General features: G+C 65.2%; 10 protein-coding genes and 1 pseudogene. 2 read left to right on the top strand and 9 right to left on the bottom strand.

The genetic code is table 11. The features are described 5' to 3' along the window. Nucleotides 1-148: 148 nt before the first annotated feature. From ACI48D_RS22880 to aceA, 3 genes are all read right to left on the bottom strand, one after another. Nucleotides 149-1,426: an EAL and HDOD domain-containing protein gene (locus ACI48D_RS22880; RefSeq protein WP_435573541.1), complete on the bottom strand. Its 1,278-nt coding sequence runs from the start codon at nt 1,424-1,426 to the stop codon at nt 149-151. A 151-nt stretch (nt 1,427-1,577) separates the two neighbouring features. After that, entirely contained in the window at nt 1,578-2,750 is a 1,173-nt protein-coding gene (locus ACI48D_RS22875; RefSeq protein ID WP_435573540.1) for a 23S rRNA (adenine(2030)-N(6))-methyltransferase RlmJ, read from the bottom strand. Between the two features lie 137 nt (nt 2,751-2,887). Further along, a complete protein-coding gene (gene aceA, locus ACI48D_RS22870; RefSeq protein WP_435573539.1) occupies nt 2,888-4,186 on the bottom strand; it encodes an isocitrate lyase in 1,299 nt (432 codons plus the stop codon). A 410-nt stretch (nt 4,187-4,596) separates the two neighbouring features. On the opposite strand from aceA, the gene ACI48D_RS22865 reads away from it, so the two are divergent. Both ACI48D_RS22865 and ACI48D_RS22860 read left to right on the top strand, forming a co-directional pair. Beyond that, on the top strand, nt 4,597-5,289 hold the full coding sequence (locus tag ACI48D_RS22865) for a PEP-CTERM sorting domain-containing protein (RefSeq protein WP_435573538.1): 693 nt from the start codon (nt 4,597-4,599) through the stop codon (nt 5,287-5,289). 204 nt (nt 5,290-5,493) lie between these two features. Then, on the top strand, nt 5,494-6,078 hold the full coding sequence (locus tag ACI48D_RS22860; protein WP_435573537.1) for a PEP-CTERM sorting domain-containing protein: 585 nt from the start codon (nt 5,494-5,496) through the stop codon (nt 6,076-6,078). 142 nt (nt 6,079-6,220) lie between these two features. Here ACI48D_RS22860 and clpB read toward each other — a convergent pair whose 3' ends face one another. From clpB to ACI48D_RS22830, 6 genes and pseudogenes are all read right to left on the bottom strand, one after another. Next, entirely contained in the window at nt 6,221-8,833 is a 2,613-nt protein-coding gene (clpB, locus tag ACI48D_RS22855) for an ATP-dependent chaperone ClpB (RefSeq protein WP_435573536.1), read from the bottom strand. Nucleotides 8,834-8,970: 137 nt separating this feature from the next. Further along, complete coding sequence (gene yiaA, locus ACI48D_RS22850) at nt 8,971-9,420, bottom strand: inner membrane protein YiaA (protein WP_435573535.1); 450 nt, start codon at nt 9,418-9,420, stop codon at nt 8,971-8,973. An 81-nt stretch (nt 9,421-9,501) separates the two neighbouring features. Further along, nucleotides 9,502-9,873: a fluoride efflux transporter CrcB gene (gene crcB, locus ACI48D_RS22845; RefSeq protein WP_435573534.1), complete on the bottom strand. Its 372-nt coding sequence runs from the start codon at nt 9,871-9,873 to the stop codon at nt 9,502-9,504. Beyond that, complete coding sequence (gene moaE / locus ACI48D_RS22840) at nt 9,870-10,337, bottom strand: molybdopterin synthase catalytic subunit MoaE (protein WP_435573533.1); 468 nt, start codon at nt 10,335-10,337, stop codon at nt 9,870-9,872. The genes crcB and moaE overlap by 4 nt, the downstream gene beginning before the upstream one ends. Continuing rightward, a complete protein-coding gene (locus ACI48D_RS22835; RefSeq protein WP_435573532.1) occupies nt 10,334-12,946 on the bottom strand; it encodes a DUF349 domain-containing protein in 2,613 nt (870 codons plus the stop codon). Before ACI48D_RS22835 ends, moaE begins: the two co-directional genes overlap by 4 nt. 95 nt (nt 12,947-13,041) lie before the next feature. Next, nucleotides 13,042-13,291 (bottom strand): annotated as a pseudogene (locus ACI48D_RS22830) (hypothetical protein); the annotation flags it as partial.

Raw genomic sequence — 13,291 nt, 5'->3', positions numbered from 1 at the left:
TCATGACCTGCCTCCTCAATTTCGGCTCTGAGCCTGGGGGTTCTCCGGAACCTCAAGCTTAATCCGCGTTGTTTGAGGTTCGGCAGGTCAATACATGATGTCTAGTACGGCGAGAAGATACAACGCCGCCATGAGGGCTTGTTCGGCTCTAGTGGACGCGGGTGTCGGCGCCGAGGCCGCGCACCCAATCGAAGGCGGCCAGCTCGATCTCGCGGATCTGCTTGATCGACAGGCCCAGCTTGTCGAGGGCGCGCGACAGCCGGCGCCCGCACTGCTTGCCTTCCAGCTCCTCGGCCACGCTCAGCATCGCGCCATAGTCGCCCGCGCGGTCGAGCAGCGCGGCCTTGACCTCCTGCGAGACATCGACGCGATCGAGGATGCGGTCCATCGGCAGCGACAGCAGTGCATCCATCAGCGACATGATGCCGATCGTGAAGGCGGCCTCGGCGCCGGCGACATCGCCCGGCCGCAAAGTCAGGCTCATCAGCTCCAGCAGGCGCCCGCGCGTGGTGGCCATCTGCAGCAGCGGCGAATTCAACTCGACCCGGCCGTCCGGCGTACTGTACAGCAGGATCTGCAGCCAGCGCTGCAGCTGGCTGCGACCGAGCTGGACCAAGGCTTGCGACACCGATTCAATGTGGCGGTCCGGCCCGGCGGCGCGGCTGTTCACGAGGCGCAGCAGATTCAGGCTCAGCAGGGCATCGCGCTTGACGGCAAGCTCGATGGCGGCATTGTCGGCGTTCGAGCCGATCAGTTCCAGCAGGCGCAGCACCACCAGTTCGGACGGCGAAATCTTCTTGCCCGATAAGATGGCCGGACGCGCGAAATAATAACCCTGGAAATATTCGAAACCGAGTTCCATGCAGAGGTGGAATTCCTCCACCGTCTCGACTTTTTCAGCCAGCAATTTCTGAGGGGCATCGCGCAGGCTGGTGGCCAGGCAAGTCAACTCCTCGCGGCTGATGGCATTGACGTCGACCTTGATCACATCGACCAGATCAATCAGCTTGCTAACCTGCTCGGAATGGCCTATAACATCGTCGAGGGCAAACTTGAAGCCGAGTTCTTTCAACTCCCTGATCCGGGCCAATACCTGGTCGTTGGGATCCACAGTTTCCAGGATCTCGAGGATTACCCGGTCCGGCGGCAGGAAACGGACGAAGTCGCTCTTCAGCACCACTTCATCGACATTGACGAAGGCGAGCTGTTCACCCACCACCTGCTCCATGCCCAGCTGGGAAGCATGGGCGATGACGGTGGCGGTGGCAGCGGCGTAGTCGGTCAGTTGCGCGTCCTCGTGCTCCGGGGCGGCGCGAAACAGCAGCTCGAACGCCACCAGTTTCTGGTCGCGCCCGAGTATGGGCTGGCGCGCCAGAAAGAATTGTTCGGACGGCATGGACGTGACTGCCGTTGCATCCGCGTGCATCGTAAAAACTCCTGAGAATCAATTTTCGGCACGCAAATGCGAACCGGGGCCAGCGCATTGCCTGGCACCTCTTCGACTATACTACAGAGTCGAAGTCTTTATATTTCGACATCGTATCAAATCGTTACGGAGCGCCGGCGGGCGCGGCCGATCAGCCGCGGCCTGGCGTCTTGCGTTTATTGCTTCGCGCGGCCGATTTGTTCTGGTCAGCGTAGCGAAAAGCGGGAACGCGCTTCTTGGCCGGGGCGTCGGACGGCTGCGCCGGACGTTCTCCGGTGGCGTCCTTGCCGGGCGCGGCGCCCTCGCGCTTGCGCGGGCCTTCGCCGAAGGGCTGGCCCGGCAGGCGCAGGCTGCCGGCGCCCGACAGCGGGCTGGCGCGGCGGGCATTGCCGACCGGCTTGCGCGGCCCGGTGTCGAGACTGCGCCCTACGGCCGTCCCCGTCACCTGGTTGCCGCGCTCGATGCGGAAGGTGGCGCCGCTGTCCTGGCCGAGCACCTGCACCAGGTAGGGCAGGGTTTCGCGCAGCATCGGCTCCAGCGTGTAGGGCGGATTCAGGATGAACATGCCGCTGCTGTGCATGCCGGTGCCGTCCGGGCCCGGCGTGGCCACGGTCAGGGTCACATGCAGCCATTCCTTGGCCGGCAGGCGCTTCAGGCGGTCGGCGAACTGGCGCGACTCCATGCGTTGCAGTACCGGGTACCAGACCGCGTAGATGCCGGACGGGAAGCGGTCGAGGGCCTCTTCCAGCGCATCACGCACATGCTTGTAGTCGAGCTTGACTTCATAGGGCGGATCGATCAGGACCAGCGCGCGCCGCGACGGCGGCGGCAGCAATGCCTTCAGCCCTTGGAAGCCGTCGGCATGCTCGATCAGGATGCGGCGCCCGCGCGAGCGCTCGCCCTGCTCCGCCTTGTGCGCCTCGAGCTTGCGGAAGTTCTCCACCAGCAGCCTGGTGTCGGCCGGATGCAGTTCGAACAGGCGCAAGCGATCCTCGGGACGCGCGACCTGCTCGGCGACGTAGGGCGAGCCGGGGTAGTAGCGCAGGCGGCCGGAGGGATTCATGTCCTTCACCAGCTTCACGTATTCGGCCAGCGCTGCCGGTAAATCGTCGCGCTCCCACAGGCGCGCGATGCCGTCCAGGTATTCCCCGCTTTTCTGCGCCTGCGCACTGTCGAGCGCGTACACGCCGGCACCGGAATGGGTGTCGATATAGGTATAGGCCGTGTCTTTCTGATTCATGTACAGGTGCAGCTGCACCTGTACGAAGTGCTTCAGGACATCGGCGTGGTTACCGGCGTGATAGGCGTGGCGGTAGCTGAACATGGTGGATCCAAGGATGAGGCAAGAAAGCCGCCATTATCCTCCAGATGCCCTCTGTTCCCAAAAATTAAAAAGCCGCAGCGGCTTTTGACCGCTGCGGCTGCCATCGCGAATGACGGGCCGACGAACTCGGCGCCCGGTCAGGCCACTTTCTTTTCGTCGAAGAACTGTTCATCCTCGGTCGAGCCATGCAGCGCCGTGGTCGAGCTCTGGTTCTGCTGGATGGTCTGGGTCACGGCGTCGAAGTAGCCGGTACCGACTTCGCGCTGGTGCTTGACCGCGGTGAAGCCCTTGTCGGCGGCCGCGAATTCGGATTCCTGCAGCTCGACGAAGGCCGACATGCCGCGGCGCGCGTAGCCGTGCGCCAGGTTGAACATGCTGTAGTTCAGGGCGTGGAAGCCGGCCAGGGTGATGAACTGGAACTTATAGCCCATCGCCCCCAGTTCCTTCTGGAACTTGGCGATGGTGGCGTCGTCCAGGTTCTTCTTCCAGTTGAACGAAGGCGAGCAGTTATAGGCCAGCATCTTGCCCGGGAATTTCTCGTGGATGGCGTCGGCGAAGCGCTTGGCGAAAGCCAGGTCCGGCTTGCCCGTCTCGCACCACACCAGGTCGGCGTAGGGCGCGTAGGCCAGGCCGCGCGAAATCGCCTGCTCGACGCCCGGCTTGACACGGTAGAAGCCTTCGACGGTGCGCTCGCCGGTACAGAACGGCTGGTCGATCGGGTCGACGTCCGAGGTCAGCAGGTCGGCGGCCTCGGCATCGGTGCGGGCGATCACCAGCGTCGGGGTGCCCATCACGTCCGCCGCCAGGCGCGCCGCGGTCAGCTTCTCGACCTGCTCCCGGCTCGGCACCAGCACCTTGCCACCCATGTGGCCGCATTTCTTGACGGAAGCGAGCTGGTCTTCGAAGTGAACGCCGGCTGCGCCCGCCTCGATCATCGATTTCATCAGTTCGAACGCGTTCAGCACGCCGCCGAAGCCGGCCTCGGCGTCAGCCACGATGGGTGCGAAGAAATCGATGTCGTCCTTGCCTTCCGACCACTGGATCTGGTCGGCCCGCTGGAAGGTATTGTTGATGCGCTTGACGACCATCGGCACCGAATTGGCCGGGTACAGCGACTGGTCCGGATACATTTCGCCGGCCAGGTTGGCGTCGCCCGCCACCTGCCAGCCCGACAGGTAGATGGCCTTCAGGCCGGCCTTTACCTGCTGCATGGCCTGGTTGCCGGTCAGCGCGCCGAGCGCGTTGACGTAAGGCTCGTTATTGACCAGGTCCCACAGCTTTTCGGCACCGCGGCGCGCGATGGTGTGCTCGATCTGCACCGAGCCGCGCAGGCGGACCACGTCGTCAGCCGTGTAATTCCGGACCATGCCCTTCCAGCGCGGGTTGCTTTCCCAGTCCTGCTGAAGGGCGGCGATTTGCTGTTCACGAGTTGCCATGCTAGTTCTCCTGATGAATGATGAAAGCCGGTTGGTAGGAAGCTCCGTTACCGATATCTTAGGCCCGCTTGTGCACAGCACCAATACTCTTATATAAGACATAGGAATATTTTTCTTCCCTTAGTATTCAAGCACTTATGAGATATATCCCATGATGCGAAATTAGCTTTCTCAGGATGGAAACTGGTGAGCCTGCCCTTCTTGTGCAGTTTTCACATCCGCGAACAGCATTTCGGATGATGAAAAATTGTCCACGAAGACACTCTCGCAAAAATGTTGATAAATTGCATAGATTATTGCTATAAAGAATAATAAATTGACTTAGATCAGTAAAATCATCAATATCCAGTCTGTCTGTCATGACCATTAACTTTCGCGCTGGAAGACATGAATAAAAATCGATCAACGTGGTGTTCGCGAGCCTGCTCGGCGCTGCGATAGTGCCGGCCCATGCCGGCCTGCTGACTTACCAGGGAGTCAGCTTCGCCTCTTCCTGGTCGAACAAGGTCCTGACCCTCGAGATCGATGCCGCCAGCCATACTGGCGACTGGGCCACCGCAAAAGGACTGGACGCGCTGGAACTGGACGGTATCGGCAAATACACGGGCGTGAGCGTCTCGTCGGCACCGGGCGGCACCGCGTCCTGGACGACCTCCAGCTCCGAACTGAACGCCCAGGGCTGCTCGGGCGGCACCAACGGCCAGGCCGGCAGCCGCCTGTGCTTCTTCGGCCAGCAGATCGGCCTGGCGGACAATATGGTGTTCAGCTTCGCCTTCAGCGGCGACGCGATCCAGGCGGCCGACCCGCACGTCAAGGTCGACTTCGTGGACGCCAATAACAGCAAGGCCGGCAGCCTGCTGTCGCTGACCCTGCTCGCCTCGCCGGCCACCGGCTCGAACCAGGGCCTCGGCAATACCGTCAACGTCCCGCCGGTGGCCGACCAGGCACATACCGAACCGGCTGGCATGCCCGCCGACGCCGGCACTGCTACCGACACCGGCAACCAGCCGCATGCCAACGTGCCCGAACCGCGCAGCATCGCCCTGCTGCTGGCCGGACTCGGCCTGATGGGCCTGGTCGCTCGCCGCAAGCGCCGCGCCTGATTTGTTGTCCTCTCCCGCCAACGGCCGCCTCGCGCGGCCGTTTTGTTTTCCCGTCAAGCTCCTTGTTACAAAGGCTGAGTTAGCTGCTTAACGGAGATCGGCGCCGCCTGCCACTACGCTGAGTTTGCGGACTCATCCGTACCGCCGGTCCGTTCGCAAGACGCGAAGGGCCGGCACCCGCGACACAAGCAAAGGAGAACGAAAGTGAATACGATCATCCGAAAGACGCTGCTTTCCTCGCTGCTGGCCGCAGGCGCCATCGCCTCGGCCCACGCCGGCACCCTGGAGTATCAGGGCGTCACTTTCACATCGTCCTGGACGGACAATGTACTGACCCTCGAAATCGACGCCGCCCACCCGACCGGGGACTGGGCGAACGCCACCACCATCGGCGCCCTGCAACTGAAGGGCCTCGGCTCCTTCGACAGTGTCAGCCTGAGCTCGGCGCCGGGCGGCGCGGCCAACTGGACCCTGTCGAGCAACGAGCTGAACGCGAACGGCTGCGGCGGCGGCGGCCACGTCGGCGCCAGCCTGTGCTTCTCGGGCGACCACGTCAAGCTGTCCGACGATATGGTGTTCAAGTTCACCTTCAACGGCGGCGCCACCGACTTTGCGTCGCCGCACGTGAAGGTCAACTTCTTCGATGGCGACGGCGGCCGCAAGGTCGGCAGCCTGCTGTCGGAAAACATCCCGATGGCGCCGGTGCCGGAACCCCAGACCTACGCGATGATGCTGGGCGGCCTGGCGGTGCTGGGAGCGATGACGAGGCGGCGCAAGGCCAAGCGCTAAGCGCGAACGCGGTCGGCAGGCACGCTGAACCTGGCTTCCCGCCTGCGCGGGAACGAAGTCCTGGCGCAGCGGGCCATCAATAAAAAACGCTCTGCCCGGTTTCCCGGACAGGGCGTTCCCACATCTGGCCAAGGCCAAGGGCTTATTTTGCCAATTCCACCGCCGGCTCCTGGCCGAAGCTCAGCTCGCTGCCATTCACTCCCACGTGGATCGTGTCCTTCGGCCCGAAGCGGCCGGACAGGATCGCCTTCGACAGCGGATTTTCGATCTGCTGCTGGATCGCGCGCTTGAGCGGACGGGCGCCGTACACCGGATCGAAGCCGGCTTCGGCGATCTTCTGCAGGGCCGCTTCGCTGATGTCGAGCGACATCTCCATCTTCTCGAGGCGCTGCTCCAGGTTGCGCAGCTGGATCTTGGCGATCGCGCCGATGTTCTTCTCGTCGAGCGCATGGAAGACCACGATCTCGTCGATCCGGTTGATGAACTCGGGGCGGAAGTGTCCGCGCACCTCGGCCATCACGGCCAGCTTGACCACCGCCGGCTCGTCGGTGTCCATCGACTGGATCTTGTGCGAACCCAGGTTCGAGGTCATGACGATCACCGTATTCTTGAAATCCACCGTGCGGCCCTGGCCATCGGTCATGCGGCCATCGTCGAGCACCTGCAGCAGGACGTTGAACACGTCCGGGTGCGCCTTCTCGATCTCGTCGAGCAGGATCACGCTATAGGGCTTGCGGCGCACGGCTTCGGTCAGGTAGCCGCCCTCTTCGTAGCCGACGTAGCCCGGGGGCGCACCGATCAGGCGGGCTACCGAGTGCTTCTCCATGAACTCGCTCATGTCGATGCGGATCAGCGCGTCCTCGGTATCGAACAGGAAGCCCGCCAGCGCCTTGCACAGCTCGGTCTTGCCGACGCCGGTCGGGCCCAGGAACATGAAGGAGCCGTACGGACGGTTCGGATCGGCCAGGCCGGCGCGCGAACGGCGGATCGCATCGGACACCGCTTCGATCGCCTCGTCCTGTCCCACCACGCGCTCGTGCAGCTTCTCTTCGATGTGCAGCAGCTTGTCGCGTTCGCCCTGCATCATGCGCGCCACCGGAATGCCGGTCGCACGCGAGACGACTTCCGCGATCTCCTCGGCGCCCACCTGGGTACGCAGCAGGCGCGGCTTGTCGCCGTCCGTCTCGGCCTGTTCGCCGGCGGCCTCGGCTTCCTTCAGCTGCTTTTCCAGCTCGGGCAGGCGGCCGTACTGCAGCTCGGAGACCTGCTGCCAATTGCTCTGGCGCTTGGCTTCCTCCATCTGCAGGCGGATGCGCTCGATCTCTTCCTTGATGTGGGTCGTGCCCTGCACCGCGGCCTTCTCGGCCTTGAGGATCTCCTCGTAATCGTTGTACTCGCGCTCGAGGCGCGCGATTTCCTCGTTGATCAGCTCCAGGCGGCGCTGCGACGCTTCGTCGGTTTCCTTCTTGACGGCTTCGCGCTCGATCTTCAACTGGATCAGGCGGCGGTCCAGCTTGTCCATCACTTCCGGCTTGGAGTCGATCTCGATCTTGATCTTCGAGGCCGCCTCGTCGATCAGGTCGATCGCCTTGTCGGGCAGGAAACGGTCGGTGATATAGCGGTGCGACAGCTCGGCCGCGGCGATGATCGCGGGGTCGGTGATTTCGACCTTATGGTGCAGCTCGTACTTTTCCTGCAGGCCGCGCAGGATGGCGATGGTCGCCTCCACGCTCGGCTCGTCGACCATGATCTTCTGGAAGCGGCGCTCCAGCGCGGCATCCTTCTCGACGTACTTGCGGTACTCGTCCAGGGTGGTCGCGCCGATGCAGTGCAGCTCGCCGCGCGCCAGCGCCGGCTTCAGCATGTTGCCGGCGTCCATTGCGCCTTCGGCCTTGCCGGCACCGACCATGGTGTGGATCTCGTCGATGAAGACGATGGTCATGCCCTCGTCATGGGCCAGCTCCTTCAGCACGGACTTCAGGCGTTCCTCGAATTCGCCGCGGTACTTGGCGCCGGCCAGCAGGGCCGCCATGTCGAGCGACAGCACGCGCTTGCCCTTCAGCGAATCGGGCACCTCGCCGTTCACGATGCGCTGGGCCAGGCCCTCGACGATCGCGGTCTTGCCGACGCCCGGTTCGCCGATCAGCACCGGATTGTTCTTGGTACGGCGCTGCAGCACCTGGATCGCGCGGCGGATCTCGTCGTCGCGGCCGATCACGGGGTCGAGCTTGCCCAGACGGGCCCGCTCGGTCAGGTCGAGCGTGTATTTTTTCAGCGCTTCGCGGTTGCCTTCGGCATCCTGCGAATTCACGTTCTCGCCGCCGCGCACGGCGGAGATGGCCGACTCCAGCGCCTTCTTCGCCAGGCCGTGCTCGCGCGCCAGGCGGCCGGCGTCGGACTTGTCTTCGGTCAGCGCCAGCAGGACCATTTCGCTGGACAGGAACTGGTCGCCGCGCTTCTGCGACTCGCGGTCGGCCAGGTTCAGCAGTTGCACCAGCTCGCGCCCGACCTGGACGTCACCGCCCGTGCCGGACACTTTCGGCAGGCGCTCCAGCGCGCTGCGCAAGGCGGTGGACAGCGCGCCGACGTTGACGCCGGCGCGTTGCAGCAGCGAGCGCGCGCCGCCGTCGTCCTGGTTCAACAGGGCGCTCAGCAGGTGCGCCGGTTCAATGTACTGGTTATCGTTGCCGACCGCCAGGCTCTGGGCATCCGCCAGCGCTTCCTGGAGCTTGGTCGTCAGTTTGTCTTGCCGCATGTTCTTTTCTCCCTAGTGCTTCGGTTGGTTCTCAAGTTGGAACCCAGTTAGGGATGCGGCAACGATATTTCAAGACGCGAAAGCCGAAGCGGCAAGATTTCTGCCCTCACGGCGCGCCATGAGGGCACGGCTCCCGTTCAAGGCGACGGGAACGGCTTGGCCGGCTCATCACCGGGGTCCGCGGCCAGCGCGGCAGCGGCCAGATCGCGCACGTTCTTCTGCACAGTGACGATGGCAAACAGGACAAGCACGAAAGACATGGCATAGAAGCCTTTTTCGCTCAAGGTCAGCGTGGCATTCCACAAGCCGGCCGTCAGCAGCAAGACGGCTGCCATCAGCGAGCCCCAGCACAGGCCGGCGTACATACCGGTCACCGGCAAGCCTTCGGCACGGTCACGCACCGATTTCTGCAGGGAAACAGCGGCAAAGCAGCCGTACAGCAATATCGTGAAGTAATACCCTTTCTCGTTCAGCTGCATCTGCGCATTCCACAGCCCAATCAGATAGGCAAGCATGCCGACGATCATGGAGCCCCAGGAAGCGCCGACAAAGGCATTGCTGGGGCGTACGGTCAATTGTTTCTGCATGGCATTCTCCTGTCAAAGAAAAAAGGACTTTGCCACACTGCAATATCAACGCTTTGACCGAAAGCGAACTGTTCCGCAGTATCAGGAAATGGCGCGCCAGGTCGCAAACCCCGCGGCACAGCAGACGATCGATCCCAGCAGGTGCGCGCCCGAGTGCGCCACCGCCCAGCCATAGTCGCCGCGCTGCAGTAGCACCATCGCCTCCCCGGAAAAGCTGGAGAAGGTGGTCAGGCCGCCGAGGAAGCCAGTGATCGCGAACAGCCGCCATTCCGGCGGCAGGCCTGGATAACTGCCGAAGAAGCCCAGTCCAAGGCCAATCAGGTAACCGCCGACCAGATTGGCGACCAGGGTGCCAATCTGTATGTGGGAGTGTAATTGCCCCAGTGCAATAGTAAGCCCCCACCGGAGCCAGGCGCCCAGCATGGCGCCGATCCCTACCGCCGCCCAGCTCATCGGGCCCACTTCGCTCTGGCGGTGTCGTCGCTGACGCGGGCATCGACCCAGCGCGCGCCCTCCGGCGTCTGTTCCTTCTTCCAGAACGGCGCCTCGGTCTTCAGGTAATCCATGATGAATTCGCAGGCCGCGAAGGCTTCGCCGCGGTGGGCGGCGCTGACCGCCACCAGCACGATCTGCTCCATCGGCCGCATCGGGCCGACCCGGTGCACGACCAGCGCGCCGTACAGGGGCCAGCGCGCCCGCGCCTGCTCGACGATGTCGTGCAGCGCGCGTTCGGTCATGCCGGGATAGTGCTCCAGCTCCAGCTCGGCCACGTTGGCGCCCTCGTTCATGTCGCGCACGGTGCCGACGAAACTGACGACGGCGCCGATGCGCGGATCGCCGGCGCGCAGGCGGGCGATTTCCCCGCCGAGCTCAAAATCTTCCTGCTGTACCCTGACCTCGAAAAACTCCCGCCTCATTTGCCCTCCCGGGCCAGGCGCATGAACAGCTGCTCGATGCGCGACGCGCTGCGGTCGTCGATCAGGGCCGGCAGCGCCACCAGTTCGCGCAGCGGGGCGTTGCCGGCCTGCCCATCCTTCTGCCCGCCCTTGTGGCCGGACTTCAGCGAGGATTGCAGGACCTCGACCTGCAACTTGAGGCGCTCGCGCGCGAACTCGGGGCCGCTGTCGATGCCGGCCCCGATCTCGGCGCGCAGCAGTTCGTGCAGCAGCGTGCCGCGGTTGCGCTCCAGCAGCTGGGCGTAGGCCTCGCGGCCTTCCCGCAGCGCGCGCAGCGCAGCCTCGAAGCGGCCGCGCAGGGTCCGCTCCATGTCGGCGTCCAGCGGCGGCAAGGCGCTCCAGCGCGCTTCCCAGTCGCCGTCGGGCGTGCCCTGGCCGGCGACGGCGTGCTCCAGCTCCTGCACCAGGCGCAGCTTGTCGCGCACTTGGGCCGCCTGGGCCAGGCCGGCCGCGCGTTTCGCCAGGTCGGCGTGGTGCTGCACCTGCGCCACCGCGGCGTGGTAGCGCTTTTCGACCCGTCCCTCGTGGGCACGCGGCACCGGTCCGATCGCCTGCCACTCGGCCGCGGCTTCGCGCAGCAGCTTGCCGGCGCTGGCCGGGGTGACGTCGGGCGCCGCCGCTTCCAGGCGCGCGCTGATCGCTTCCTTGGCGGCCTCGTGTGCGCGGCGCTCGATATCGGCCTCGTGCATGCTGTCCTTGCGGCGCTGGAACACGTCGTCGCAGACCGCGCGGAAACGCTGCCACAGCGCCTGCTCGCTCTTGCGCTCGAGCGGCAGCGCGCGCGCATGCTCCTGCCAGCGCTGCTGCAGGGCGCGCATGGTCTCGAGCGCGTGGCGGTCGTGCGGATCGATCGCCGCGGCCTCCTCGATGAGCTCCTCGCGGCTCGTCATTTCGGCCTTGCGCTGCTCTTCCAACGGCCCCTGCAGAATGTTCAGGGCATCGGTGAACTGGGCATCCAGGCGCTTCTTCTCCTTGCGGTCGATGGCGCCTAGGTGGCTCCATGCCAGGCGCAGGCGCTGCACCGTGCCGGCCACGTGCTTCCATTCGACCTCGCCGGCGCGCAGGCGCGCGATCTCGGCATTGGCCTCGTCGACCAGGGCCTGGCCGCGCGCCGCGTTGGCGTGGCGCTCGTCGGCCAGGTGGCGGAAGTGGGCCGCCGCCGGCGCATAGGCCGCGGTGCAGGCGGCGTCGAAGCGTTCCCACAGGCTTTTCGGCGCCGCGCCGGAGAGGCTGTCGAGCGCCTTCCAGCGCTCGCGCATGCTGCCGACCTTCTTTGCCAGCTCGCTCATCGCCAGGCTCTGCGTCGGCAGCGCTTCCACGGTCTTGATCAGTTCCTCGCGCGAGACGTTGCCGCCCCAGCGCGCCCAGTCGGACAAGCGCTTGAGCTCGGCGCGCACGTGGGCCAGGCGGTCGGACTGCGCCGGCGTCAGGCGCATGCCCTTGTCGCGCGCCTCCTTCAGTGCCTTGTCGAGTTCGGCGGCGGTGCCCAGCGATCCCTGCTGCAAGGCCGCTTCCATCGCGTCCATGGTATCGATGAAATGCTGGTCGGCGCCACGGCTTCTGCCCTCGCTTCGGCCCTGCTCCTTCGGCTCTTTCACTTCTTTCGGCTTGGAAACTTCCTTGTGCTCGCGCGGCTTGCGCGCTTCGGGCTGCGGGACGCTCGCCAGCAGGGCCTCGAAGCGCTGCTGCAGCCCAGCCAGGGCCTCGCCCTGCGGCGCCTGCGGCAGGCGGTGCCATTCCTTGCGCAAGGCGTCGGCATTCAGCTCGGCGGCCGGCTTGTCCTGCTGGGCGCCGAGGAAGGCTTCGCGCGCCGTCAGCGCGGCCTGGCCGGCTTCGATCTCGTGCAGGCTGGCGCGCAGCTTCTGTGTTTCGAGGCCGACCTCGGCCACCAGTCCGCGCGGCAGCGAGCTGTGTTCGGGCGCCTGCAGGGCCTCGGCCTGTTCCTGGGTCAGGGCTTCCAGGCGTGCCGCCAGCTCGGCCGGCGGCAAGGGCTCCGACGGCAGCCGGCGCAGGCTGGCCAGGCGGTCGATCATGGCGCGCTGCAATTGCACTTGCGCCTCCAGGCGCTGGCCCAGCGCGGCGCGCACGCCCGCAAACTCGTCCTGCAATTCGGGAGCGGCGATCACCATCCATTTACGGTCGAGGTCGGCAACATGGTTGGGCGTCAGCAGCTCGTCCTTGAGCAGCGCGCGTGCCTGTTCGAGCGTGACTTCGCCGCGCCGGCGTTCCGCTTCGCGGTGGCGATGGGCGTCCAGGCGCGACTGCATCAGCTTGGCGACGCGGCGATCGGTATTGCGCATCGCGGTATGGACGCGTTCGAGCAGCTCGGGGCTATGGACGAACTCGGCCGCAGCCAGGCGCAGCTCGGAAAATTCGCATTGGAGGATGAATTCCACCGCGGCCGCCTCGTCGCCCTGGATCCGGCTCAGCTTTTCGGCCTGCAGCGCGCGTTGCGGAGCCGCGGCCGAGCCGGTCCCCGAGGAGGCGGCCCGGTCCGCTTGCGCCTCCTGTCCAGCCGGCTTGTCGCCGGGCTTGTTCTCGCCCGGCCGCTTGAATAGGAACTCGAACATGATGAAATCGCACTTCCAAAATCGCCATCATAGCAAAGAACCTTGATGGCCTCGCGCCACCGGACTGGCGCGTGCGGGCGAGCGTCGCGTACGCTTCAGTGCAACATGGACAGCGCAGCGTGGCGGCGCCCGAACTCGGGGCCGGCCGAATCGTGGACGTGGCCGAGCGGATCGGCCGGAGAATGGCGTGGCCCGATCGCTTCCGGACGTGCGCGCCCCTGCTGCAGGCTCCCGCGCCGCTCGCGGGCGACCGCATCGTGGGCCAGCATCTGGTTGGCGATTGCGAACCAGGCCTCGCCGCGCACCAGACTGCGCGCCAACGGGAACAATTCGTGTTCCTCGCGC

Origin of the sequence: Massilia sp. LXY-6 (genome assembly GCF_051233485.1) — a bacterium.
Taxonomy (GTDB): Bacteria; Pseudomonadota; Gammaproteobacteria; order Burkholderiales; family Burkholderiaceae_D; genus Telluria.
Note: the sequence above shows the minus strand (reverse complement) of the source record. Positions and strands in the feature narration are given on the sequence as shown.

Bases quoted from the DNA above. Each gene is read 5' to 3' on its own strand.
- ACI48D_RS22880 (WP_435573541.1), bottom strand. From the start codon at position 1,426: ATGCACGCGGATGCAACGGCAGTCACGTCCATGCCGTCCGAACAATTC.
- clpB (WP_435573536.1), bottom strand. From the start codon at position 8,833: ATGCGGCAAGACAAACTGACGACCAAGCTCCAGGAAGCGCTGGCGGAT.
- ACI48D_RS22835 (WP_435573532.1), bottom strand. From the start codon at position 12,946: ATGTTCGAGTTCCTATTCAAGCGGCCGGGCGAGAACAAGCCCGGCGAC.
- aceA (WP_435573539.1), bottom strand. From the start codon at position 4,186: ATGGCAACTCGTGAACAGCAAATCGCCGCCCTTCAGCAGGACTGGGAA.
- moaE (WP_435573533.1), bottom strand. From the start codon at position 10,337: ATGAGGCGGGAGTTTTTCGAGGTCAGGGTACAGCAGGAAGATTTTGAG.
- ACI48D_RS22875 (WP_435573540.1), bottom strand. From the start codon at position 2,750: ATGTTCAGCTACCGCCACGCCTATCACGCCGGTAACCACGCCGATGTC.
- crcB (WP_435573534.1), bottom strand. From the start codon at position 9,873: ATGAGCTGGGCGGCGGTAGGGATCGGCGCCATGCTGGGCGCCTGGCTC.
- yiaA (WP_435573535.1), bottom strand. From the start codon at position 9,420: ATGCAGAAACAATTGACCGTACGCCCCAGCAATGCCTTTGTCGGCGCT.